This window comes from Micromonospora sp. WMMB482 (genome assembly GCF_019038635.1).
GTDB lineage: Bacteria > Actinomycetota > Actinomycetes > Mycobacteriales > Micromonosporaceae > Micromonospora > Micromonospora marina.
The window spans coordinates 2,454,113-2,476,649 of the sequence record NZ_JAHOPD010000020.1; the positions used below are offsets into that span (position 1 = coordinate 2,454,113).

At 69.7% G+C, this 22,537-nt stretch carries 22 protein-coding genes and 1 pseudogene; 8 read left to right on the top strand and 15 right to left on the bottom strand.

Annotated elements, in window-relative coordinates; genetic code table 11:
• Positions 1 to 50: 50 nt before the first annotated feature.
• The 4 genes from KSK32_RS12495 to KSK32_RS12510 form a co-directional block, all read right to left on the bottom strand.
• The gene (locus KSK32_RS12495; RefSeq protein ID WP_216931393.1) at positions 51 to 725 is read right to left on the bottom strand and encodes a GPP34 family phosphoprotein; all 675 of its coding nucleotides are present in this window, start codon (positions 723 to 725) and stop codon (positions 51 to 53) included.
• Positions 726 to 731: 6 nt separating this feature from the next.
• Positions 732 to 1,730: an acetamidase/formamidase family protein gene (locus KSK32_RS12500; RefSeq protein ID WP_216931394.1), complete on the bottom strand. Its 999-nt coding sequence runs from the start codon at positions 1,728 to 1,730 to the stop codon at positions 732 to 734.
• Positions 1,727 to 3,160 carry an APC family permease gene (locus KSK32_RS12505; RefSeq protein ID WP_216931395.1) on the bottom strand — a complete coding sequence of 478 codons (1,434 nt, stop codon included), beginning with the start codon at positions 3,158 to 3,160 and terminating at the stop codon, positions 1,727 to 1,729. Before KSK32_RS12505 ends, KSK32_RS12500 begins: the two co-directional genes overlap by 4 nt.
• A gap of 116 nt (positions 3,161 to 3,276) precedes the next feature.
• Positions 3,277 to 3,666, bottom strand: coding sequence for a zinc ribbon domain-containing protein (locus KSK32_RS12510; protein ID WP_216931396.1), 390 nt, complete (start codon positions 3,664 to 3,666; stop codon positions 3,277 to 3,279).
• Between the two features lie 252 nt (positions 3,667 to 3,918).
• Between KSK32_RS12510 and KSK32_RS12515 the strand changes: the two genes are divergently transcribed.
• Both KSK32_RS12515 and KSK32_RS12520 read left to right on the top strand, forming a co-directional pair.
• Positions 3,919 to 7,038 carry an orotidine 5'-phosphate decarboxylase / HUMPS family protein gene (locus KSK32_RS12515; protein ID WP_289256552.1) on the top strand — a complete coding sequence of 1,040 codons (3,120 nt, stop codon included), beginning with the start codon at positions 3,919 to 3,921 and terminating at the stop codon, positions 7,036 to 7,038.
• Positions 7,035 to 7,514, top strand: a complete 480-nt coding sequence (locus tag KSK32_RS12520; protein WP_216931397.1) for a GNAT family N-acetyltransferase — start codon at positions 7,035 to 7,037, stop codon at positions 7,512 to 7,514. Before KSK32_RS12515 ends, KSK32_RS12520 begins: the two co-directional genes overlap by 4 nt.
• A gap of 733 nt (positions 7,515 to 8,247) precedes the next feature.
• Here KSK32_RS12520 and KSK32_RS12525 read toward each other — a convergent pair.
• Both KSK32_RS12525 and KSK32_RS12530 read right to left on the bottom strand, forming a co-directional pair.
• Positions 8,248 to 9,180 (bottom strand): replication-relaxation family protein, encoded by a 933-nt coding sequence (locus KSK32_RS12525; protein ID WP_216931398.1) that lies wholly within the window; start codon positions 9,178 to 9,180, stop codon positions 8,248 to 8,250.
• A gap of 440 nt (positions 9,181 to 9,620) precedes the next feature.
• Entirely contained in the window at positions 9,621 to 10,457 is an 837-nt protein-coding gene (locus KSK32_RS12530; protein ID WP_216931399.1) for a DUF2637 domain-containing protein, read from the bottom strand.
• A 911-nt stretch (positions 10,458 to 11,368) separates the two neighbouring features.
• On the opposite strand from KSK32_RS12530, the gene KSK32_RS12535 reads away from it, so the two are divergent.
• On the top strand, positions 11,369 to 11,893 hold the full coding sequence (locus KSK32_RS12535) for a DUF5956 family protein (protein ID WP_216931400.1): 525 nt from the start codon (positions 11,369 to 11,371) through the stop codon (positions 11,891 to 11,893).
• 71 nt (positions 11,894 to 11,964) lie between these two features.
• Here KSK32_RS12535 and KSK32_RS12540 read toward each other — a convergent pair whose 3' ends face one another.
• Positions 11,965 to 12,762 (bottom strand): hypothetical protein, encoded by a 798-nt coding sequence (locus tag KSK32_RS12540; RefSeq protein ID WP_216931401.1) that lies wholly within the window; start codon positions 12,760 to 12,762, stop codon positions 11,965 to 11,967.
• Between the two features lie 403 nt (positions 12,763 to 13,165).
• Here KSK32_RS12540 and KSK32_RS12545 point away from each other — a divergent pair, with 403 nt between their 5' ends.
• Positions 13,166 to 13,567: a hypothetical protein gene (locus KSK32_RS12545; RefSeq protein ID WP_216931402.1), complete on the top strand. Its 402-nt coding sequence runs from the start codon at positions 13,166 to 13,168 to the stop codon at positions 13,565 to 13,567.
• A 66-nt stretch (positions 13,568 to 13,633) separates the two neighbouring features.
• On the opposite strand, the gene KSK32_RS12550 is transcribed toward KSK32_RS12545, so the two are convergent.
• Positions 13,634 to 14,218, bottom strand: coding sequence for a DUF3515 family protein (locus KSK32_RS12550; RefSeq protein ID WP_216931403.1), 585 nt, complete (start codon positions 14,216 to 14,218; stop codon positions 13,634 to 13,636).
• A gap of 478 nt (positions 14,219 to 14,696) precedes the next feature.
• Between KSK32_RS12550 and KSK32_RS12555 the strand changes: the two genes are divergently transcribed.
• From KSK32_RS12555 to KSK32_RS12565, 3 genes are all read left to right on the top strand, one after another.
• Complete coding sequence (locus KSK32_RS12555; protein ID WP_216931404.1) at positions 14,697 to 15,020, top strand: DUF4085 domain-containing protein; 324 nt, start codon at positions 14,697 to 14,699, stop codon at positions 15,018 to 15,020.
• Between the two features lie 106 nt (positions 15,021 to 15,126).
• Positions 15,127 to 15,909 carry a transposase family protein gene (locus KSK32_RS12560; RefSeq protein WP_216930649.1) on the top strand — a complete coding sequence of 261 codons (783 nt, stop codon included), beginning with the start codon at positions 15,127 to 15,129 and terminating at the stop codon, positions 15,907 to 15,909.
• A 48-nt stretch (positions 15,910 to 15,957) separates the two neighbouring features.
• Positions 15,958 to 16,647, top strand: coding sequence for a hypothetical protein (locus KSK32_RS12565; protein WP_216931405.1), 690 nt, complete (start codon positions 15,958 to 15,960; stop codon positions 16,645 to 16,647).
• An 81-nt stretch (positions 16,648 to 16,728) separates the two neighbouring features.
• On the opposite strand, the gene KSK32_RS33360 is transcribed toward KSK32_RS12565, so the two are convergent.
• From KSK32_RS33360 to KSK32_RS12585, 4 genes are all read right to left on the bottom strand, one after another.
• The gene (locus tag KSK32_RS33360; RefSeq protein WP_289256554.1) at positions 16,729 to 17,088 is read right to left on the bottom strand and encodes a hypothetical protein; all 360 of its coding nucleotides are present in this window, start codon (positions 17,086 to 17,088) and stop codon (positions 16,729 to 16,731) included.
• A gap of 137 nt (positions 17,089 to 17,225) precedes the next feature.
• Complete coding sequence (locus KSK32_RS12575) at positions 17,226 to 18,788, bottom strand: recombinase family protein (RefSeq protein WP_216931406.1); 1,563 nt, start codon at positions 18,786 to 18,788, stop codon at positions 17,226 to 17,228.
• A 52-nt stretch (positions 18,789 to 18,840) separates the two neighbouring features.
• Positions 18,841 to 19,275 carry a SigE family RNA polymerase sigma factor gene (locus KSK32_RS12580; protein ID WP_254187032.1) on the bottom strand — a complete coding sequence of 145 codons (435 nt, stop codon included), beginning with the start codon at positions 19,273 to 19,275 and terminating at the stop codon, positions 18,841 to 18,843.
• A 16-nt stretch (positions 19,276 to 19,291) separates the two neighbouring features.
• Positions 19,292 to 19,891 carry a TetR family transcriptional regulator gene (locus KSK32_RS12585; RefSeq protein WP_216931407.1) on the bottom strand — a complete coding sequence of 200 codons (600 nt, stop codon included), beginning with the start codon at positions 19,889 to 19,891 and terminating at the stop codon, positions 19,292 to 19,294.
• A gap of 91 nt (positions 19,892 to 19,982) precedes the next feature.
• Here KSK32_RS12585 and KSK32_RS12590 point away from each other — a divergent pair, with 91 nt between their 5' ends.
• Positions 19,983 to 21,128 (top strand): NAD(P)/FAD-dependent oxidoreductase, encoded by a 1,146-nt coding sequence (locus KSK32_RS12590; RefSeq protein WP_216931408.1) that lies wholly within the window; start codon positions 19,983 to 19,985, stop codon positions 21,126 to 21,128.
• Between the two features lie 56 nt (positions 21,129 to 21,184).
• On the opposite strand, the gene KSK32_RS33365 is transcribed toward KSK32_RS12590, so the two are convergent.
• The 3 genes and pseudogenes from KSK32_RS33365 to KSK32_RS33375 all read right to left on the bottom strand — a co-directional run.
• Complete coding sequence (locus KSK32_RS33365; RefSeq protein ID WP_254187033.1) at positions 21,185 to 21,712, bottom strand: hypothetical protein; 528 nt, start codon at positions 21,710 to 21,712, stop codon at positions 21,185 to 21,187.
• Positions 21,713 to 21,916: 204 nt separating this feature from the next.
• Entirely contained in the window at positions 21,917 to 22,192 is a 276-nt protein-coding gene (locus KSK32_RS33370) for a hypothetical protein (RefSeq protein WP_254187034.1), read from the bottom strand.
• Between the two features lie 76 nt (positions 22,193 to 22,268).
• Positions 22,269 to 22,448 (bottom strand): annotated as a pseudogene (locus tag KSK32_RS33375) (MFS transporter); the annotation flags it as partial.
• Positions 22,449 to 22,537 lie beyond the last annotated feature (89 nt).

The window sequence follows — 22,537 nt, forward strand, 5'->3', positions numbered from 1 at the left end:
CGCCCTCGGTGGTGGTCGCTGCGCGATGCTTGTGGCGGTGTCCTGGGTGCTCATCGGTACACCGACACGGCGGTCTCGCCGATGAGGTCTTCGACGGCGCAGATGATCTTTTCGGTGGCGGGTGTGTGATGTCCGGCGCGGGCGAGCATCTGACGGAGCCGCTCGCGCAGGTCGGTGTCGAAGCCGTCGAGGTACAGCTCGGATTCGAGCCGTAGGGCCCGTAGGAGACCGGCGAGGGCGTCGGTCTGCGGGTCGGGGTCGTCGTAGCCGAGGACGCCGTAGCGCAGGCGCCCGCGGACGCGGTGGATGACCGCGGGGTCTGTCGGCGGGTACGCGGTGACCCGGCCGAGCATGCGGCGTCTGGTGACCTGCTCGACCAGGCCGCCGGCGATGAGCCCGGCGGTGACCTTGTCGTAGGCGTGCTCGCCGAGCAGCCGCACGGCCTCACGGACCGACAGCGCACGGTGGTGGCGGGCCAGGAACGTCAGTGCCCAGTCGGCGACCGGGTCGCCGGTGGGTTGCCGGTGCACGGCGATGGCGGCGTCGCCGACGACGCGGACCCGTTCGATCGGCGCTACCAGGTTGGTGAGGATGGCTCCGGCCAGCGCGAGCGACAGGGATGGCAGGTGAGCCAGCGGAGCGCCGCTGTCGTTGTGGGTCAGCACGAACAGCTCGACGCGTAGCGGGAGGCGGACCGGCGAAGTGTCGAATGCGGCGTGGCTCATGGTGGCTCACCTGGCCGACTCAGCGAGGTGGCGCAGCCGGTGATGCAACCCGCCGTAGGGACTCGCGCCCGCCAGGACAGCTTTGGTGAGGGCCGCGTGCATGGTGTAGAGCGGATCGCAGACGTTGCCGGGTGCGGCGCGGCCGGCCTGGGAGACGAGCTGGTAGGCGTCAAGCAGCTCCAGCCCGGTCAGCTGTGCCGTCCAGGTGACCAGGTCGTGCTGGCTGATCCGGTACGCGTCCTCCAGGGGACGGGCGGCACCGATCGAGATGATCCGGTGGTCGCTCTCGATGCGCGGCCATGGTGTCGCCACGCCTTTGATCAGGTCGACGGCGATGGTGACGTTCATGGCGGTCTCCACCGCGACGCCGCACGCCTCGCCCTGGCCTTGGCGGGCGTGGCCGTCGCCGATAGCGAACAGCGCACCAGGGACGTTGACGCCGAGGTAGACGGTGACTCCCGGGCGAATCTCCGGGGTGTCCAGGTTGCCGCCGTGCGCGTCGGGCACGATCGTGGAGCGTGCCTCCCCGCCGCCTGGGGCGACTCCCACGGTGCCGAGCATCGGCTCCAGGGGCATGACGATCGCGTGGTCGGAGCGGCGGGCGTGGAAGGTGACGGTGTCGGCGGCGGCGTCGATGGTGTAACGCCACACGCGTTCCTCGATCGGCGGGTGCAGCATCGCTGTGGTGTGGGTGCCGGTCAGCGCGCCGAAGTGCGGGAAGGTGGCGGACATGCCCCAGTCGCGGGCGGGGGTAATAGCCGCGAAGTGCAGCGCGAGGGTGTCGCCGGGTTCAGCGCCGGCCACGTGGAAGGGGCCGGTGACGGGGTTGAACGCCTGGCACACCTGCGAGGGCAGGTCGTCGACGGTGCGGACGGCGCCGCCGAAGCAGTCCTCGGCGCTGGTGACGAGCAGGCTGCCGGGCGTGATCTCGGCGACCGCCGGGTGGGCGCCGAAGGTGTGGCGCAGCTCGTTCTCGCCCGGCTGGTAGGTGACTGTGCTGGTCATGCCGACTCCCGTCCGCCGGCGAGGCCGGAGAGCTGGGGACGGCGGCCGGCGGCGTACAGACCAAGCAGGGTCAGCAGGCCGAGGGTGAGCCAGACGAAGCCGAGGCGTTGCGCGGCCACGTTGGCGTTGACCACGACGTAGGCGAGGATCGTGAACCCAATTCCCGGAAGGATCAGGTGCGCGACGTAGTTGCGGCTGCGGCGGCGGACCAGGTAGTGCCAGACGACGGCGAGGTGCAGGACGAGGAACGCGGTCAGCGCGCCGAAGTTGATCAGGCTGGACAGCAGGGCGATGCCGTCGATGCGCCAGTTCATGTAGAGGCCGATCGCCAGCGACACCAGCGCGGTGAGGGTGATGGCGTGGGTGGGCACGCTGTGCCGCACCGAGACCGTGGCCAGGAACTTCGGCAGTTGCCGGTCGCGGGCCATGGCGTACAGCAGCCGCGAGGTGGCGACCTGTGCGACGAGAGAGTTCGCCACGCCCCAGGCGACGGCGGTGGCGACCGCGCACAGGGTGGCGAGCCAGGGTCCACCGGCGAGCCGCGCGGCGTCGTAGAACGCCGTCCCGTCCGGGTCCCCGTTGGCCAGGAGGCCGCCCGGGTCGGGGACCAGCAATGCAGCCATCCAGGTCTGGGTGATGAACAGCAGTCCGGCCACGCCCAGCGCGGCGGCCATCGCCCGGCCGATCTGCCCCGCGCCGCCCTTGTTCTCCTCCGCGAGCATCGAGATGCCGTCGAAGCCGAGGAAGCTGAGCACGGCGATCGACACCGCGCCGAACACCAGCGCCCAGGTGAACGTGTCAGGGTTGTAGAGCGGCGTCCACGAGAAGCCCTGTCCCTTGCCCTGCGCGAGAGCACGACCGGCTGCGGCAAGGAAGATCACCAGCACGACGACCTCGCCGATGAGCAGCACGCGGGTGATCAGGGCGGTCATTCGGATTCCCCGGTAGTTGACCAGCGTGTTGAGCAGCACGAAGCCGACCAGCCAAGCCCAGACCGGGACCACCGGTACGGTGGAGTGCATCGCCACCGCCGCGATCAGGTACAGCAGGCTCGGCACCAGCACGTAGTCCAGCAGGATGGCCCAGCCCGCGAGGAAGCCGACCGGTGCGCCGATCCCCCGGCCCGCGTAGTTGTACACGCTGCCTGCCAGCGGGAACGCCTTGACCATTTGGGCGTACGAGGCGGCGGTGAACGCCAGCGCCACCATGCCGACGATGTAGGCCAGCGCGACCATCCCGCCGGCACCCGCGTAGACGGATCCGAAGATGCCCATCGGCGCGATCGGCACCATGTACACCAGCCCGTAGAAGAGCAGGTCGGCGAAGCCGAGTGAGCGGCGCAGCTCCGGTCGGTACCCGAACCGTGACGATTCCGGCGACACCTGCGCCACGCCGATTTCCGGCGCCGGCACTGTCTGCCTCGTGTACATGTCTATCCTCCCTGATGGTCATCGATGTCGACACCCTCTCGGCCGTGATGGAGCTGGCCGAGCGACGTGACCCGCTCAGCCGGCAGACGCACAGCCAGGAACTGCTGGGTCGGCTACTAAAGGCGCCAGACGATGGACAAGTCCTGGGCGCAGCCACCGACCCGCACGGCGACGAACAAGCGGCGGAAAATCCCGCCAAGTTCCTCGGGTGCCGCGTCCGCCACCAACGCCGGCGCTGGTGCCGCCACCACCTCCAGGACGATCTGTTCGATGGCCTCGGCATCCACGGCGGTCAGCCGACAGCCGCATGGCCCTCGGTAGGCGCGCTGACCGAGCATCCGCACGGGCTGCAGCGACGTGCCGCAACCGCGGCACAGCAGCAGCCCTTCAAGGGTGAAGACCTTCGAGACAGGCGGTTCCGGCTGCGCCGGCCGTGCACCGCTAGGGTTGGATGCGGCACGGCCAACAGGGTTGTGCACCATGCCGCTTCGTACGTCAATGGCCACGGGGCACCTCCGCCAACACCACTGCTCGCAAAACGCGAGGGCTGTCCACGGCGGTAGAGACCTGGCGAAACTTCCGATCACCCGATCCATCGCCGTGGTTGTCTGTGCGACCAGCCTGCGGGTCCGGCCTGCTGCGTGGCGACGCGTGGACGTTCTAGTGTTGTCCTAGTTTCAGCTCGTCTACGCCCGCCGTCGTCTACTACGCTCCCGACTGCGACGATGACGCTGAGTGCACGGCCTGGGGGATAGCCCGTGGAGACGGTACGACGGTGGACCGGCCGCGAGGCGAAAGCATTACGCCTGGCGCTACGCATGAGCGTGCGCGGCTTCGCCGAGCACCTTGGGGTCAATCCGGCGGCCATCTCCAACTGGGAGAAGCGCGGTGCCGCCACCCGGATGCGCTACGAGACCCAACAGATGCTTGATGTCGATCTGGCACGGTCACCAACCGAGGTCAGGCAGCGGTTCGCCCAGACCCTCAAGGCGTCGGCGACCGCGGAGCCGAACGCCTCAACCGTGCTTGCCGGCGGCAGCCGGCCCATCAGGCAGGATCTCGGCACCCGGTCCCAAGAACGGACGGCCGCCGTCCTCGCCGCGCTCGGTGCCCTACAACCCGATGATCTCGCGTACACGCCCCCGGCCGACATCCAGCGCCTGGTGGCGGATTTCCTCGCCTCGACCGCGCGCGTCTATCTGATCATCGGGCCCCCGGGCTGCGGCAAGACCAGCTTCACCCACCACCTGGGGTCGCGGGCGCCCGGTGTGGATGTTCAGTTGCTGACCGCGGACTCGTGGACCGAGGACACCGACCTGGCGCGCGAGATCCTCCGCTACGGATCCCAACCGGCCGGCGAGGATTCCCTGCTGACTCTGGAAGTGGAGAGCCGGGACCTGTCCCGGCCGCTGCTCGTCGTCATCGACAGCCCCCAGTCGCACGCCGTGGTGGACAAGGTCTGCCGCCAGCTCGACGCCACGCTGCGGCAGGTGCTCTCGGGCAACCTGAGGTTTCTGCTCGTACTGCGCACACCGCCGGAGATCGAGCTGGCGCCCTACCCCGTCCTGTCGGCAGCGGTCATGCCCGGTCAGGGCCAGGCGCGGAGTGCCGAGCCGTCAATGCGGCTGGACCGCTGGGACGTCCTCACCGCCCGGGAGGTGTGGAACGCGCAGCGGCATGTCGATGAACCGCCGTTCGACGCCCTGCCTTCGAAGATTCGCAACCTGGTCCGCCTGCCGCTGTACATGAGCCTCATCCGGGCCGCCAAGTCGACCGAGCCGCTCGGGCAGCCCAACGCCTACCGGCTCGTGGAATTCTGCGTCGCCTCGATCTTGAAGGCGGCGAGCCTGGACGTCGACCGCGCGACGGCGGACCTGACAGCACTCGCCCGCACCCAGCTCGCTGCGGCGTGGCCGCACCCGCTACTTCCTGCGATCGAAGCGAAACCACCAGGCGATGTCGGTGAACTCACCGCGTCTCCGATCGCGAGACTCGTGCGGTCCGGCCGGTCCGGCGGTTTGACCTTCCATCACGACGTCATCCGTGAGTTTCTCTTCGCCCGGTGGCTCGCCCAGGTCATCGAGGCACACGGACGCTCGACCGTCACCATCGAGTTGCTCAACGACTTGGCCGCCCGCACGAGCGCCTCAGGCGACCTGCGGGGCGTCCTGGAATTCCTGTTGCAGGGCTTGGACGCGACGTCGCCGGAGCTGCTGGCCGCCGTCGCCCAGTCACCGTCGATCAGCATCACCGAGACGCTGCCCCTGATGCTCGAACTCGCCGGTGAGAGCCCGGCGTTCACCACCGCCGAGGTGCTGCGCGTGTGCGCCTCCCGGTGCCTGCACGACAACGGCCTACCGCTGGCCAGAGCCCTCCTGCACACCAACGCAGCCGCGACGGCACTGGGCGCGGAGTACGCGCGATGGATGCTGCGGGTGCTGCGCCGCTTCGGTCCGGCAGTCTGGTCTGACATCGTGGCGTGCGTCGAGACGCGGCTGCCCCTCGCGGCCGTCCACAACTTCGTCCGCCTCGCGCAGCTCGACACTGTAGAGGACGCGGTGTTCCTCGCCCGACACTTCTACGTCTTCCTCACCGCCGACGACGGCACTTCCCAGGAGCTGAAGACTCTCCTGGCCCATCCCGACTGGCGAGCCCGCGCCGCCCTCGCCGAGGGGATCCGCGCGGGCCACGCGATACCCCAGCAGACGGTGGTCTCGATCATGGGGGCGTTGACCGCGGACCGCGACTACAAAGTCCGCGCCGCCGCCGCCGAAACTGCCGGCCAGTCGACCGCACCCGGTCTGGAACACCTACTGGCCGCGCTCCTCGACGACCGCAACTGGCATGTCCGCGAACGTCTCCTCCGAGGATTGTCCCTCAGAGTTGGGGACGAAGACTCGGCCGCCGACCTTGTCATCCGGGCCCAGGACGCATGGCGCAACGGCCCTCGAAACGTGCGAGTCGCCGCCCAGCGACTCCTACTGAAGTGCGGAAGAAAACCCCTGCAGGACGAGGACTCCTCCCGCAATGCCCTGTTCGGCCTGCTCCGAGAGATCCGTACTGGTGCTCTGCGGCTCCCCACGAACGTTCAGTCGACCCTCACCCGCCAGGGCATCGCCTCGGCCGACTGGCTCGTACGCGCCGAAGCCAACCTGCTTGAGCACCAGGGCACAGCCACGACCGCCGCCGCAGGCATCGGCAAGGAAGCCTTCCGGCGCCTCCGAGACAGACGGACACTCCAGGTCGCACTCGACGTCCGCGACGTCAACCACGCAATCACCGTCGCCCAAGCCGCAGCCAGCGCGGGTGTGCAATTCATCGAGATCGGCGACCCGCTCATCAAGAGCGTCGGCGTCCACGCCATCAGCGCGGTCAAGCAGCGAACTCCCGGTGCATGGATCGTCGCCGAGATGATGTCCGCCGACTGGGGACGCGACCAGGTGGTCCTCGCGGCCGAGGCCGGAGCCGACGTCGTGCTGCTCATCGGACCCGCCAGCATCGCCAGCGTGTCCGCGGCGGCCGAAGCGAGCAGGCGCTTGGGCATCCCCATCATGATCGACGTGCCCGAGGGCCGACTGGTCCAGGGCTGGGTCCAGGACATGGAACGCGCGGGAGTCGACGGCTTCGCCATCACCACGAACATCGACCTGGGCGTGGCCGGCTTTCACCCTCTAGACCAGGCGCAGCTCATCAGGTCGTGGACGAAGCTGCCGGTCGCGGTCTCCGGCGGCTTCGAACCCACCGACGTCGAAGCCAGCCGACGACGCTCCTGGGACATCCTCGTCGTCGGTCGCGGAGTCACCGACTCCCTGGATCCCGCCGTCGCCGCGCGGGACCTCGCCGCATCGATCGAACTCACCGAAGGACACCACCAGTGATCATCACCCCGCTCACGGTCGACCGCATCCCCGACCTCGAGAAGCTCCTGGCGTTGGGAGAGCCGTACATCAGGCTGCGGGGCTCATCGGACTACTGGCTGTACGCCACGCTGTTCGCCGACACCTGCCCACTCGCCATCATCGACGGCCAGGTCGCCGGCAGCGTGATCGCCTTCCGAAGCCAAATCGACCCCACTGAGATCTACCTGCAAGACGTGATGACGCACCCCGGCCACCGCCGTGAGGGGATCACTCGGGCGCTCGTAGACGAAATCCACCGGCAAGGCTCTGTCTGGGGATGCCGCCGCCTCTTCCTCACCTCCGAACCCGACAACTACGCCGCCCACAGGACGTGGCTCGCTCTGGGCTTCAGCAACGTTGCCGGCGATTCCACCGAGGCTGGTGTGGCAGTGATTCACGACTACAAGGGGCCGGGAAAGCACCGCGCCGTGTACGAGCGCCAGATCAGCGGCTAGCGACGGGCCCGCCCAGGCGCCGAGCCCGTGCATGTACTCGGCAGACGTAGGAGATCGCGGAAGCGGGCCGCGCCCGCCCCGTGCAGGGGCAGGCGCGGTTACGCGGCGCGTGGCGGTGCGGGTTGGTGCAGGCGGAGTAGACGGGCGAGGGTGGCGGCTTGGTCGACGGTCGGGAGGCCGGCTTCGGCGGCCAGGGCTTGGATCTCGGTCTCGGTGGCGGGGTCGGTCAGGTAGCGGGCCATCGACAGCGTCCCCGGCAGGGCGGAGCACTCGGTGTCGGGGTGTGCGGTCGGGGCCTCGCCGCCGGTTGTCCGCGTGGGCGCGGTCGGCGGCGACGGGTGTGGTGTGTTCGCACGTGATTGCTGCTCACGGCGTGTGGCCATGTCCCTCCCAGGACGGCTCGTGGCGTGGGGGTGAGGTGTGGGGCCATGGCTTCTCCTCTCTCGGTGGGCTGGCAGTCTGAGAATCGGTCGTCGGAGTCGGGCGGCGGATCGGCGTGATTGCCGGTCCGGTGACGTCGGCTGCGGCGAGCAGCGCGGCGGTGGGCCGCGGACGGTACCTCCGGTGGCCGCGGAAGTGAAGGGGTTCGCCACTCACAGCGACTCACAGCGGCGTGCCGTCGGGTGTGAGTACTCGGACGGGCGCGGGTCTGTCGCCGTACTGCGCTGCTGACAGACCTGACAGTTGCGGGCCGACGCGCCTGGTCCGCACGCGCCGTATGTCCCGCCTGGCCTCATCGGGCGGCCTGCTCGTTCGGGTCGCGGGTGGGGAACTCCTCGTCGTGGCGGGTGTCGGTGTAGGGCAGGTCGATGAGACGGTGCCGGCCCGCGCGGCCGGGTAGCTGCCAGATCTGGTGAGCGGGGCTGGCGGCGAGGGCGGTGCGTAGCTCAGCGCTGGTGGTCGCGATGACCGTTGTCGGGTCGGGGACGGCAGCGAGGCGGTGGTGCAGGTTCGCCTCACGACGGGCCGAGGGGAGATGAAACAGCACCGGCCACGCCCAGGTGCTCATCATGTACAGCCGCTCGTACTTGATGACCTTGTCGATGAGGACCTGCAGGCTTTCACCGCTGGTGTCGTACTCGAGGAAGAACGGCACGGACCGTCCGCGCTCGGTCCACACCCCGGCGCCGTCAGGGCGGGGGAAGCCGGTAGCCCCGGCGATGATGATCTGTGGGTCGCTGCCTGCGCGGTAGAGGCTGCCGGGTTCGTGGTAGGCCGACGCGGGCTGCCAGCGGACCAGCTCGGTGTCGGGGTGGATGCGGGCGTGGGCGGCGAGGTCGATGAAGACCTGATTGCCGCCGAGCAGGTGTGGCAGGTCCGGGCGGCGGGTGAGGGAGTGTTTTCGGCGGCGGGCCTGGTCCCGGCGGCCTCGGCCGAGTCCGCGTTGGGCGTGGACGTGGTCGTAGCCGAGCTGGTCCAGGACGTAGTGGTAGGGGTGCGAGCCGCCGTCGGCCTTGTTGGGTCGGAACCGGTCGACCGCGCGCAGGGCGGTGAGGCGGCGTAGCCGGCGTTGGGTGAAGTCCAGGGAGGGGAACAGGGCGGCGGCGATCTGGTCGGTGGTCAGCACGCCGTGGTCGTAGAGCCAACCGAGGAGCCTGTCGTCGCGGGCGGTGATGCTGGCCTGCAGTCGCAGCAGCGGATCCGCTGCCGGTAGGTGTTTACCCATGGGCACACCCCCTTGGGGGGAGACCCAAGACTGGAGGGTCTGTCTGGAGCGGTCCCAGACTCCTGACAGCGGGTCTGACCTGGGCTGTTAGCGGCCGTGAGGGGTCAGGTTGGGGGTCAGCATCAAGGCGGACGGTAGAACGGAGATCTGCGCTGACTCCTACCCGGTCGGGCACACCGGGTTCGGCGTGACGGTGCCATGAGAGTGGAGGTGAGTCGGGCCGTGGCCTCTGGCGGGGTTCGCGATGCGGGGTGATCATCGTCGGTGCTCCAAGGTCGCGGGTGCGAGTGGGGTGTGAGGGGGTGCTCCCGCCGCCGCGGCGGCGGGAGCGATGGGACAGGTCCGGTCAGGGTCTGTCAGCTCGTGAGCCTGCTGACAGGCGCTCACGCTGGTCTGACAGCGTCGGTTCGGTCTGACAGGAGCCGGAGGTCGGAGCTTTGTCACGTGGCCTCCTTCAGTGACAGGTCTGGTTCGGGCGGGGTGGTCTCGGCGCGCAGGACGCGCACGAGCGCGGAGGCGGTGGCGTTGGACAACTGGTGCCCATCTGCGCGCAGCTGCCGGGCGAGGGCCTTGCGGGACAGCGGTGTCCCTTCGGCGACGAGGGTGCGGACGGCGGTCCGGGCGGCCGGGACCAACGCGGCGACCTCCGGACCGCCCCCGCCGGTCGACTCCTCGCGGTCCGGGCGGTCCGGGACCGCCGGTGGTTGGTCCGCGATGGCGGGGACCGCCGTCGCAGAGTCCCGGACCGCGGTGGCCGTGACGGGCACCGGCAGGCTGGTGCCCGGGACCGACGCGTGAACGATCCGCGGCCGTCCGTCCTCGGTGCGCGCTGGTTGGCTGGTCGTGCGGGTTAGGGTGGGGTCGGCGCGGCCGAGGGCGATCTTCACCATCGCCAGGAAGCCGAGGGCCGGGAGGGCGGCGGCGGTCCAGCCGATCACAGATGCCTCCGCCTCCACCACCTGCGCCGCCAGTGACAGCGACACCGCTACCACGAGCACCGCGGCGGGGAAGACGACGCTCGTGCCCAGGCGCCGCTTGCGTCGCAGCTCCAGGCCGGCAGCGATCGACATCAGCTCCAGGACGATGGCGTCGGCCCAGGCCAGCCAGCCCGGCTGCCCGTGTCCCGCGGCGACGTCGTGCACGTGCGTGAACGAAGCAGCGCCGGCCGCCCCGCCGACTAATAGCATGATCGCCACCTGGGCGCGGTCCTCCCACCGCTGCCGCCCCGGGCGCGGGCGGGCAGCCGAGCCGGGCCGTCGTCGGTCAGGTGTAGCCAACAGCCCGCCACCTGCATGTAGGCGGCGTGTGCACGGCCGCGTTCGGCGTTGTGGTGTGGAGGCGGGCCGCGATGGCAGCCGCCTCCGTGTGGTCGTTGGTTGAGGTCACGTTCTGCTCCTAAGGAGTGATTGAAGGGGTTCGACTTCAGGTGGTTCGGGTCCTCCCCGACCACGCCTGCCCGGCTCCGGTCCGGTGTCCGGGCAGCCGCGACCCTGCCGGGTGACGCCCGGCTGGGCGGACCCCTCGCGCGCTGGGGACGACAAACGTCACTATGGTCGAGTCAACGAACACGCCAGACCCCACGCAGGGGCAGGGCAGCAGGGCAGCAGGCGTCGCCACAACCCGCACAGCAGGCTGTGGTCAATACGCACGGACATAAGGGCAGACGGCCTAGCCGAGCCACAAAGGATCAAGACTCACCACCGAAAGCGCCGCAGCAGCGCGCTCAGGTGGTGCGGCGGCTCAACTCGCCGACGAACGGTCCTTCATGCGGGGGCCTCCCATCTCTGCACGTCCCTTCGCAGGGTCGGCACGAACAACGGCAGGCACCCCAGGTGTGGGGGTGCCTGCCCGCTGCATGTGTGGCCGACCGCGCCGGTCGGCGCTGCGGGAACGTGTCTCCATTACGCCCCGGAAACCTGATGGAGTCAACCCCCGATTTACAACGGATCGGCCACCAAGTCTTGCCAGCTGTCCGGCGCAGTGCTATACGTTCTGCTCTATTCTCCTCCAGTCCGGCTAAGTCCAAGGATCGGATCAGGAAAAATCTTCGACCCTGCTCATATTTTGAAACGCTGGTCCCATCAACTGGATGCGGGCGGGGCGGTCATGGCGCTTCGACTGTCGGGCGAGGTCGCTTCTGCGCGCTCATGACGCTCCGTCCGACGCTGGCAGGTCGTAGGCTGCGAACATGGACGTCGCCTACGACTGGGGCCTCAACCAGCCGGCGGACCCGGCAGCAGCCAGGACGATGAACGAGGACGCCGACGGGTTGGAGCCCGAGCAGCTGCCTGAGGTGCGCGAGTTGACCGCGCAGGGCTGGGAGTTGGCCCCGGACGCGCCCATGCTGGTCTTCCTGCCGGCGGTGTGGCCCCGCGCGTTGCGCACCTGGGTGCCGGACCGGGCTTCCCGCTACGAGACGTGGTACGAGCAGGATCCGAGGACCAACGTCGTGCTGCGGGAGCAGACGGTGCGGTCTAGCTGGGAGTCCCGCGACGAGGTGGAGAACGACAACGACGCTCTGCTCGCCGAGGCGGGTGTCACCGGCCGACCGCGGTGGCGCCTGTGGCTGCTCAAGCCGCCACCCGGATTCGCCACCGTCAACGAGTTCCTCGCCGACCTCGGTCGGCGCGCGGATGCCGCCGGCATAGACGGCGCGTGCAGCCCGCAGTACGTGCGTTTCACTGCCGACAGGCTCCGAGAGCTGACCGCCTGAGGATGCGGCGCGCACGGCGGTGGCCGTCCGTGCCGGACGGCCACCGCGTCGTGCCTGCGCCCGATCGGAGGTCAGGCCCAGGGCACCTGGTAGTAGCGGCAATAGGGGCTGGCGTTGCAGCGGTCCCAGCGACCCGTGTGGATGGTCGGGGCGTAGAACAGCGGCGAGTAGCCGTAGGCGAAGAAAGATCCGTAGTTGTCGTCGTGGTAGCGACCACTGCCGGAGGTGCGCTGCGAGTTCTGGTAGTAGCCGGTGGTGCTGGGCCTGTCGCTGCGCCAGCTCGCGGAGTTGACGTTGCCGAAGTAGAACGGGTTCTGCCCGCAGTAGCCGTCCGGACCGGTGACGTTCGTCCGGCAGTTGTTGGTGAACTCCTGCGGTTCGATCTGCGGCCCGTAGTCCCAGATCAGGGTGTTGCGCCAACGGGCGTACTGTCCGTTGAACGCCTGACGGACGATGAAGTCGAACGCGCCGATCACCCCAGCCGAGTTGCCGTACGCGGCGTTGCCCTTGACCTCGGCGACGTAGTCACTGATCTTGCGTCCGCACACCGATCCCGACTCGCACCAGCTGTCGTAGTCATCCGCCAGCACAGTCGCCGTTCCGGGCGCGACGGTGGTGTCCTGGAAGTCATCGGCCACGATCGTCGTGGTCGGCGTGCCACCCTCGCCGGTGGTGGTCAGCGCGCCACCCATGCACGTCCACACTGCCGGACGCTGCTCCTGGGCCTGCGCCACGCACGCCCGCAATCCCGCCCCAGCCGGGCCGGCCAAGCCCCGCCACGACGGCGCCGCAGACGCCGCTCCGGGCAGGGCCGCCGCGATCGACACGACGGCCAGCCCGGTGGCGAGTAGTGCTCTGGTGATCCTCATGAGACCTCCCCTAAGGCTCCTCGGTCACAAACAGAAACCGCACCGTACTCATTGGCGGAGATCGACAGCAAGAAGAAATAGAAGCAGATTCTGCAACTTGCACCACCGGCGCTTGAGCGGGCGTGTAACCGACATGTTCCGGCGCGTCGCACACACCGACACAACCTGGAAGTTCTATCCGTCCTCGATGGCGCAGTTATGGGAATTGACCGTCGGAAGGTATAGCGCGCCACTAAGTCTTCAGAATGGGAATTCCGGTCAGGCGATTCCCGCGTGCAGAATTATCGCCATGCATGCCTTTATTGCACATTGCCGACCGCAAGTTATTGACATCGATTCCTGGCGTGGGCAGGGTGAGAAGGGCCTCGGGGTTTCGCATTTCGTCCACGGGAAGGAAGTGCTAGTGATCGCATTGAAGCGTGGCGCGGTGCTGGCCGTGGTGGCGGTCCTCGGACTGTTCATCGGAGCGGCGCCGGCGTACGCCTACGTCAACTACACCTCCAACGGATGCGTCTTGAGCATGGGCATCACCAGCCCGCAGCCCATCGGCTCCATCAGAGCCGTGTCGGGCACCTGCGACGGCGACAACGTCTACCGCGCCAAGGTCTACGACGACATCGCCACCAGCGACGGCTACTGCGTCGTGGCGAAGCTGCAGGGCATCACGATGGCAACGTCGTGCAACTCCACGGGGACGTCCTTCACCTTCACCGACCCCGACGGGGACAAGAACGCAAGCATCCAGGTCTGCTACTCCGGCACGTCGATCTGCGCCGGCCCGGCGGGCGGCAACAAGAACTTCTAGCCCGGAAGTTCGACCGACGAGCACACTTCCTGCCGGGTCGACCCGAGGGTCGGTCCGGCAGGAAGCCTATTCTGGCCCACAGTCGTAGCGGGTCTTCTTCGACGGCATCGCACTGACCAGGGGAGCGGACAGGGCGGCCACCCACTGACCCGAGGCCTCGCCCGCCGGCGCATAGGCAGGGGGGATGGTGACGGCAACTGCAACCTTACGGTCCAGCGTCTCCCACACCGTCGCCGTCTCACGCGTCTGCGCATACCAGCACACGCCAGAGATAATCCAGATCTTGGCGGTCGGCTCCGGTTGAGCATCCTTGGCGCCGCACTGGATCGTCAGTGGAGGATCTCCGAACGCCGCGTTCTGCTCGGGACCGTCGCTCACCCGTCGAGCCGGGAGGTCCCGCAACTGCGCGGGTAACTGGGAGATAAACGCCAGGCAAGCCCGGGACTGATCCGGGGACAGTCGCGGTGCAGCCATCGGAACCGCACTCGTCGCCCCCACTCGGACGCCACTTCGCTCCGGTCCGGGCGAAGGAGTAGGGTTCACCGCGCCCGGATTCAGCACGCTAAACGTCGCGCCAGTAGCCAAGAGCGCGAACGGCGCCGCGATCACCGCTCCGATGATGGTGGTGCGCCGGCCAATCTTCGCAGTCATAGCCCGCTAAGCTCTTCCGTTATGCACTATCGGTCCGTAACGCACTCTACCATGCATCGATGTCACCCTTTATGGTCAGGTCGCCTACTTACACATCGGCCAGCCGAAATTCGTGCCGAGGTGGGCTCACAGCTCTGGCCGGGGAGGACGGCGAAGCCCTGACTGGCGGCCGTCGGAATTGGTGACTTAGCCGCACCGTCTCCTCCCGTTCCACGGTGCCGCAGCTCGGGTCCTCTGCCAAGATCACGGCGGCGCTGGACCCTCGGCTCCCTCAGGCTCGCCGACAGGATGAGGCGGCTGCAGGCAAGCAGTTCGTGGACGGCGGCCAGGGCCCCATTCATCGATGCTTGTCGTACCTGGCCGTTACGGTGCGGCGGTGGGTCAAGGGCGAGGAAGTGTTCCTGAGCGGATACGTCGCGCGTTGTTCGTGCTCAGCCGGGGCCGCTGCTACGCGCCGCAGTGCGATGAGCCTGTCTTGGTGGTCGACGGCGATGAGGTCGTGTTTGTGGGCGACATCGCGCACATCGTCGCCGCGTCGGTTGGCGGGCCACGCGGCAGTAGCCAGTCCTCCGACACCGAGGCGTTCTCGAACCTCCTGGTGCTGTGCGGTCGGCACCACAAGATCGTGGACAACCGGCACACGAGGGAACGCTACCCGCCGCAGACCTTGCGGCAGTGGAAACGCGACCGTGAGCGGGAGTTCGACGAGCAGACGCTCGCCGAGCTGAACAGATTAGGCGCCATCAAGGACGAGTTGCCGGCGTTGATCGTCCGCTCTTACAAGGAGCCTTTTCCAAGCTGATCTTGCAGCTCAGGGCGGTTGCGGTAGGCCCGGTGATCGATGGGTGCGAGGCTCCAGGTAGGACAGCTGTCGACCAAGACTCGAAGCCCCGACCGGGAGCCTCGCCATGCTGTCCTACCCCGCCACGATTCCGTTGTCCAGCCGCACCCTGAACCACCTCGCCGAACGCATCCGCGGCCACCGTAAGCAGCGCCGATCCCGGTGGCGGCGTCTCGAACCCGGCCGGCAGGCGCTGCTCGCTCTCGCCCATCTGCGCAACGGCGACACCTACACCCGACTCGCGGCCGGATTCGAGATCGGCGTCGCCACTGCTTGGCGCTACGTCCAGGAAGCGATCGCCCTGCTCAGCTCGGCAGCCGATGACCTGGACACCGCGATGCGACGCATCCGGCTGCTGGCGTACGCGATCCTGGACGGCACGCTCATCCCGATCGACCGAGTCGCCGATCAGAGGCTCTACTACAGCGGCAAGCACAAACGCCACGGCGTGAACGTGCAGGTCATCGCGGACGCCGCCGGCCGGCTCGTGTGGGCATCACCGGCACTGCCCGGGTCGGTACACGACCTGACCGCCGCCCGCCATCACGGCATCATCGATGCTCTGACCCGCGCGGATGTGATGACCTTCGCCGATAAGGGCTACCAGGGCGCCCGTGGCAGCGTGCGCACCCCGTTCAAGCGACGCCGCTTCCGCCCGAAGCTGTCACGCCGGCAAAAGGCCGTGAACCGGGCCAACGCCAAGATCCGCGCCCGCGGAGAACGAGCGATCGCCACGCTCAAGACCTGGAAAATTCTGGTCAAGCTGCGCTGCTGCCCACGCCGAGCCACCGCGATCGTCCAGGCCATCCTCGCCCTGCACCACGTCGAAGCGAACCGCTACGCAGGATGAAAATGGCTCAAGGAGACGACGGTCGAGCTGAAGGCCACTGTCACGCGGTTGGAGGAGGCGGGACAGATTGCGCACGGGGCCGCCGAACTGATCCGCGAGTCGGTTGCCCACCTACCGGACGTCGACTCAAGCCTGTACGAGTCCGCGCTACTCCTGACCCGCTTCGCGGAGACCATACCTGCGCTCGATGAGTCAGCGTTGCACCTGGCGCACTTCGCCGACACGATTCCCTGGCTGGACCGGTCCGCGGCTCAGCTCACCGTCTTCACCGAGCACAGCCATGACCTGAGACGCTTCGCCGAGACCGTCGAGCAGCTACCCGACCGGCTCAACCTGCGAGAACTCGAGCAGCTCGCCACCCGGCTGGAGAGCGTCGTCTACAACATGCCCGAGCCCGCCACACCCCGCGCCTTCGCACCAGCTTCCACCATCGGCACGGCGCCCTCGGATGCGCGCCGCTCGTTTAGCGACGAGTGGTTGCCGGTGGCGAAGAACGTCCTCGCCGGCCTGGCAGTGGGACTCGTCCTCGGCGCTGCCGGTGTGGGCTGGCTGTGGTGGCATCACTCCGGGACGGCCGCTGCGGAGCGGCAGGCATGCACCGGGCCGAGTCGTCCGGCCAACTTCACCGTGACCCGCGACGTCGAGGTCAAGGTGTCGGGCAGCCCCAGCGCCTCACCCTCGCCGTTTGTTTGCCCCACCTGGTACCCACCCCCGGTCCCCAGGCCCGCCAGCCGCTGACTCCTGCGCTTTTGTTACTGCAGGCGTGCCGCCCCGGGCGAGCGCACGACTTCGCTGCGCAGCCCGCGATCTCCCAACGCCTCAAGCGGCGAAGGCGCGCGCCATCTGCGCTCCACCACCGGTTGGGGCCGGGGAGTTGGCCGAAGCGAACCAACCGCCAAACAATGTGGGCGAGTCGATCTCACGCACAACGCGATGGTTGTCCCGCGTCGGCCTCGGCGGGGCGACGACCAGGCGAGGCCGACGCGCTAAGGTCATCGCGCGGCGGGCGTGACGCGCTGCGGCGCACATGCCACGTTGGCCGGCGCACTGCAGGTTGCGGCAGTCGCCGTGCTCGTTGGGTTGGTGTGCGGCGGCGACGTCGAGAGCGAGCCGCCACAGCAGTGGGTCGGTCACGTCGTCCGGCACTACGGCCAAGGCGCTGAGTCGCTCGCGGATCACGGCAGTCCACCTTCCTTCGATGGGTCACACCGCCCGGCCCTCGCAGGTTCGAGGCCGGGCGTGGACACGATCGACGCTCACGCCGGGCGGAAGGTCAAGTCGTCCGCCGACCCGTCGCATCTGTCGACCGCCGCGGCTCAGGCCGCGCGCTGGTCTTGCGGGCCGAACTTCCACCGCCAGTCGAGGCGGTGGCGGCCGAAGGTGCGGCGTTCGCCTTTGAACCCGGCGCGCAGGAGTTTGATGTCGGCGACGAGGCGGATGATCTCCCGCTTGACCGGAATGTCGTCGCCGAGTTCCTGCCACGCCTGCACCGCCTCGTCGCCGATGCGCCCGCGCAGCACGGCCGGGATCCCGGCGTCGGCGGCCCGTTGCTCGTGCTCGGCGATCTGGGCGAGGAGGCCCTTCTCGGCTCGGGCGTAGGCGATCGCGGTGACCTCGCCCTCCTCCCCGAGCTTGCGCCAGTCCTCCAACTCCCCGCGCAGCCGTTGCGCTTCGGCACGGGCGTGCGCGACGTCCTCGTCGGTGGCGCTGGCGGCGGTGAGGATGTCGTACACATCCGGGCGGGACAGCCACGCCACCACCGTGCGCTGCACGTACTCGTCCAAGTACTCGGCCTTCACCGCGGCGCACCGCTTGTGCAGACACGAGTACACCTGCCCGGTCCAGCCGTGCCGGTTCACCTTCTGCGACGACAGCGGCCCGTCACACACGCCGCAGCGCACCAGGTACGACAGCAGATGCACCGCGCGAGCGGGCCGGGTCGTGGTGCGCGACGGGTCGCCCAGCATCCGCACCACCGACCAGTACGTCTCCTCCTCCACCAGGGCGGGCCAGATGCCGTCGCCGACGATCTCGCCTCGGAGTACCCGCTTGCCGATGTAGGCCGGGTTCATCACCTGCTTGCGCAGGATGCCGCGCCGCCAGAGTCCGCCCTCGGAGGCGGGGATGCCGAGCCGGTTGAGTTCGGCCTCGATCGCGGTCAGCGGCGTGCCCTCGGAGATCTTGCGGAAGTTGTCCCGCACCACCTGTGCCCGCGAGTACTGCGTCACCGTCCCGTCGGCCGCCACGGCCGTGCGGATTTCGGTGTCCGGCTCCTGACGTAGCAGGGCACGGGTGCGCTGGTCGTAGATTCGCCGGTACCCGTAGGTGACCTTCCCGTGCGGGCGGCCGGCTTCGGCGGCGCCGACGATGCCGCGCAGCACGTTGTCGCGGATCGAGTCGGCCATCCACTCGGCCTGCACGGCCTGGAAGCCGAGCATCATCCGGTCGTTCTTGTCCCGCAGGTCGTACAGCACACCGCCGACGAGCCAGAAGTTGAAACCGACCTCGTGGCACATGTCGCGGATCTTCACGAAGACCGCGAGGTCGCGTTCCTTGCGGGAGATCTCCCAAACCACGAGCACGTCACCTTTGCCCGCGCGGATCTGCTCGATCAGCAACTCGAACTGCTCTCGCTCCTTCGTCGCACGCCGGCTGGCCGAGCGGTGGTTGTCGGTGAACGACCCCGCGTCCGTCCAGGACCGCTTCGTGATCTCCGCCAGGTTGAGCACGCCCTGGTCGTGGACGCTCTTGCCCTGCTCCTTCTTGTCCTGACTCGCGCGCTGATACCGCAACGCCCGCACCTCTACGCCACCGGCCAGCAGCGCGTCCTTGCTCTCGAACCGGCCCCGATTTCCGGACCGGGTCTTCCGCCGTACCATCAGAACCGTCCCCCTAGATCGACGTCCGTGTCGGCAACATCGACCCTAGCTTCTAACGATTCTTGACAGTGCCGACTGTGACGCCGAGCGCCTCGGCGGTGGCGACCTCGGTCAGGTCCTCGAAGTAGCGCAGCACCACGACGGCCCGCTGGCGTGGCGGCAGCCGGTCCAGCGCCGCGCGCACGGTGAGCCGCAGCGCGGCGTCGGCGCCCGGCCGGTCCGGCGGGTACGCGCTGAGCCACTCCCGCCGCCGGCGCCGCCACCAGGAGACGGCGTCGCGGTAGAGGATGGCGCGCACGTACGCGGCCGGGTCGCCGTCGCGCACCGACGACCAGCGCAGCGCCAGCTTGAGCAGCGCGTCCTGGAGCAGATCCTCGGCCTGGTGGCGGTTGCCGCAGATCAGGTACGCGGCGCGCAGCAGCCGGTGCTGGTGCGCCTCGACGAAGGCGAGGTAGTCCGCCCGCCCGTCGTCCGCGTTCCGCCCCATCCGGCTCCTCCCTCCGTCACCCGCCAGACGCGCGGGACGGGGGCAAAGGTTGGGTCAGGTAGCGCTGAATCGTCGGGCCGACCCAGTCGGCCAGTTCCTCCGGGTCGAGGTCGACCACGGGTGGCAGCCGGACGATGTACCGGGTGAACGCGAGACCGAGGATCTGGCTGGCCACCAGGCCGGCCCGGCGGGCGGCGGTCGCCGGGTCGGCACCGGATCGGGCCACCGCGGTGGCGAGCTGGTCGGCGAAGATGCCGCGCATCCGTTCGGCCGCGCCGGGGTTGGTGGCGGCCGCCCGGAGCAGGGCGACGAGTGTCCCGTCCGCCTCCCAGCGGCGCACGAAGTGCCGGGTCAGTGTCTCGCCGAGCCGGTCCGGCGGCACCTCGGCCAGGTCGGGCAGGCGCAGGTCGAACTCGGCCGCCGCGGCGAACAGCCCCTCCTTGCTGCCGTAGTAGCGCATCACCATCGACGGGTCGATGCGGGCGTCGGCGGCGATGGCCCGGATGGTGGCCCGGTCGTAGCCGTCGGTGGCGAAGCGTTCCCGGGCGGCGCGCAGGATGGCGGCCCGGGTGGCGTCCGAGCGGCGGGTGCGGGTGGCGGGTTCGGTCACGTCCACGACTGTAGGCCAACACCTGTTGACATCGGTTCTACAGTGAAGTCAACAAGCGTTGGCAAACAGGTGTTGACCCGAACCCGGAGGTGGAACGATGCTGCCCGAACGCACTGACGTCCTCGTGGTGGGAGCCGGGCCTACCGGCCTGGCCGTGGCGGTGACGCTGGCCGGGCACGGCATGACCGCGACGGTCGTCGACCGGCTCGCCGAACCGCCGGTCACCTCACGCGCCGCGGTCGTGCACGCGGGCACCCTCGAAGTGCTGGACCGGATCGGCGTCGCCGCGCCGCTGGCCGCCCGAGGGCTGCGGTCGGCCCGGTTCAGTGTCCGCGACCGGGACCGGGTGCTGCTCACCGTCCCCTTCGACCGGTTGCCGTCGCGCTACCCGTACGCGCTGCTGATCTCGCAGGCCGAGACCGAAGCGGTGCTCAGCGACCGGCTCACCGCGCTCGGCGAGCACGTGTTGCGGCCGTACGAGATGACCGGGCTGGACCTCGACGGCGACGGCGCCGTCGCGCGCTTCGACGGCGGCCGCACGGTCCGGGCGCGCTGGGTCGTCGGCGCGGACGGGATGCACAGCCGGGTCCGCGAACTCGCCGGCATCGGCTTCGGCGGCCCGGCCGACCCCGGGGAGTCGTTCCTGCTCGCCGACGTCCACGTGGACAGCGCGCTCCCGCGCGACCAGGTGAGCCTCTTCCTGTCCCGCCGGGGCCCACTGGTCTGGGCACCGCTGCCCGACGGCACGGTCCGGCTGGTCGCCACAGTGGCCGACGCGCCGCGCGACCCGCAGGCGCGCCACTTCCAGGCGCTGCTCGACGAGCGCGGCCCGGCGCGCCGGCCGGACCGGGTCACCGGCATGGCGTGGTCGTCCCGGTTCCGGATCCACCACCGGATCGCGAGCACCTACCGCTCCGGGCCGGTACTGCTCGCCGGGGACGCCGCGCACGTGCACAGCCCGGCCGGCGGGCAGGGGATGAACCTCGGCCTACGCGACGCGGTCGCGCTCGGCGACGCACTCGCTGCCGGTCCGCAGGCCCTCGACGGGTACGCCGCCGACCGCCGCCCACGCGCCGAGGAGGTGCTCGGTTTCGCGGCCGGGCTGACCCGGCTCGCCGCCGCACCGCCTGTCGTGCGCCCGCTGCGCGACCTGCTGCTCCGGGCGGTCTCCGCGCTCCCGCCGGCCCGTGCCCGTATCGCCGTCCGCCTGGCCGGCTTCGAGCCTGCCCGGTCCGGCGGCTGACCTGCCCGGTCCGGCCCGCTGACCCGGGCAGCCGATCCGCTCGGCCGGGCGGGTGATCAGTGCGATGGTGCGGTGGGCGGGCCGGTGCGCGTACCGAAGGTCACCCAGGCGGCGGCCGTGACCAGCGCGAAGACCGCGGCGGCGGCCCAGGGCACAGGTGCCAGGCCGAACGCCTGGGCGGCCGCACCGGCCAGCGCCGCGCCGACCGGTGCGGCGGCCAGCCCGGCCATCCGCTGCGCCGCGCCCACCCGGCCGAGCAGATCCGGGGGTACGTGCCGCTGCCCGTACGCCGCCCGCAGGCTGTTCCAGATAGTGGAGCCGGCGGTGAACCCGGCCAGCGCGAGACCGCCGGTCAGCGGGTGCCGGGCCAGCGCGAACCCGGCCAGCGCCAGCGTCTGCCCGAGCAGCACGACTCGCAGCGTGGGCAGCGTGCCGAAGCGGGCGGCCAGCCGTCCGGCGAACAGCGCGCCGCCGAGCCCGCCCGCGATCGCGCCGGCCGCGAACAGCCCGTACGCCGCCTCGGGCACCCGCAGCACGGCCAGCGCGTAGAGCGCGAGCACCGAGGCCAGCCCGCCGATGGCCATTCGACCCGGCGGTCCCCACGGTGAGTGCCCACAGAACCCGATCCCTGCGAAGAAACCGAACCCCTTCCCCAACCCCGCCCCGGCCCTCGCCGATCTTGCGGTTGTGGCCCCCTGGCTGTCCTGTTCGTACGGCCTTGCCCGGGCGGGAAGTGCAAGATCGGCGGGAACTGAGGGCGAGGATGAGGAGGGCGGCGAGGCCGAAGGTCAGGGCGTCGGCGGTGAACGGCAGTGCGGGGGAGACGGCGAAGAGGACGCCGGCCAGGGGGGGGCGCCGACGAATCCGCCGGCCACCGCTGTTCCGGCCTGGAGGCGGGCGTTGGCGCGGGCCAGCCCCTCGGGTGGCACCACAGTGGGCAGCAGCGCGTACGCGGACGCGTCGAAGAGCGTGCCCAGCAGCGCGAGCAGTGACGCGGCCACGATCAGCGTGGCGATCCCGGCGTGCCCGGTCGCCGTGAACCAGGCCAGTGCCGCCACCACCACGGCCCGCGCCCCCGTCCACCACCGCCATCGTCCGCCGCCGTTCCCACCGGTCCGCGTACACGCCACCGAGCAGGCCGAACAGCAGTGGCGGAAGGAGCCCGGCCACCGTCACCGCGGCGACCGCGCGAGGGTCGCGGGTGAGCGTGGCGGCCAGCAGGGCCAGAGCCGGCGTACGCAGGGAGTCCCCCACCTTTGAGCAGACGGCGGCGGACCAGAGCAACCGGTAGTCGCGGCCGGGGACGGCGGTGGTCGTCATGCCGGGAGACGGTGTGCCCTGCACCCGGTCGAGGGTCAAGCCGCCGGCGGGAACGGGACGGACACTGTCGGCGCTGCCCGGTACGGTGA

Excerpts from the sequence above, each read along its gene's own strand:
- KSK32_RS12560 (WP_216930649.1), top strand. The coding sequence starts at position 15,127 with ATGCTGTCCTACCCCGCCACGATTCCGTTGTCCAGCCGCACCCTGAAC.
- KSK32_RS12590 (WP_216931408.1), top strand. The coding sequence starts at position 19,983 with ATGCTGCCCGAACGCACTGACGTCCTCGTGGTGGGAGCCGGGCCTACC.
- KSK32_RS33365 (WP_254187033.1), bottom strand. The coding sequence starts at position 21,712 with ATGGCCATCGGCGGGCTGGCCTCGGTGCTCGCGCTCTACGCGCTGGCC.
- KSK32_RS12525 (WP_216931398.1), bottom strand. The coding sequence starts at position 9,180 with ATGGGTAAACACCTACCGGCAGCGGATCCGCTGCTGCGACTGCAGGCC.
- KSK32_RS12540 (WP_216931401.1), bottom strand. The coding sequence starts at position 12,762 with ATGAGGATCACCAGAGCACTACTCGCCACCGGGCTGGCCGTCGTGTCG.
- KSK32_RS12535 (WP_216931400.1), top strand. The coding sequence starts at position 11,369 with ATGGACGTCGCCTACGACTGGGGCCTCAACCAGCCGGCGGACCCGGCA.
- KSK32_RS12505 (WP_216931395.1), bottom strand. The coding sequence starts at position 3,160 with ATGTACACGAGGCAGACAGTGCCGGCGCCGGAAATCGGCGTGGCGCAG.
- KSK32_RS12500 (WP_216931394.1), bottom strand. The coding sequence starts at position 1,730 with ATGACCAGCACAGTCACCTACCAGCCGGGCGAGAACGAGCTGCGCCAC.
- KSK32_RS12550 (WP_216931403.1), bottom strand. The coding sequence starts at position 14,218 with ATGACTGCGAAGATTGGCCGGCGCACCACCATCATCGGAGCGGTGATC.
- KSK32_RS12580 (WP_254187032.1), bottom strand. The coding sequence starts at position 19,275 with ATGGGGCGGAACGCGGACGACGGGCGGGCGGACTACCTCGCCTTCGTC.
- KSK32_RS12575 (WP_216931406.1), bottom strand. The coding sequence starts at position 18,788 with ATGGTACGGCGGAAGACCCGGTCCGGAAATCGGGGCCGGTTCGAGAGC.
- KSK32_RS12495 (WP_216931393.1), bottom strand. The coding sequence starts at position 725 with ATGAGCCACGCCGCATTCGACACTTCGCCGGTCCGCCTCCCGCTACGC.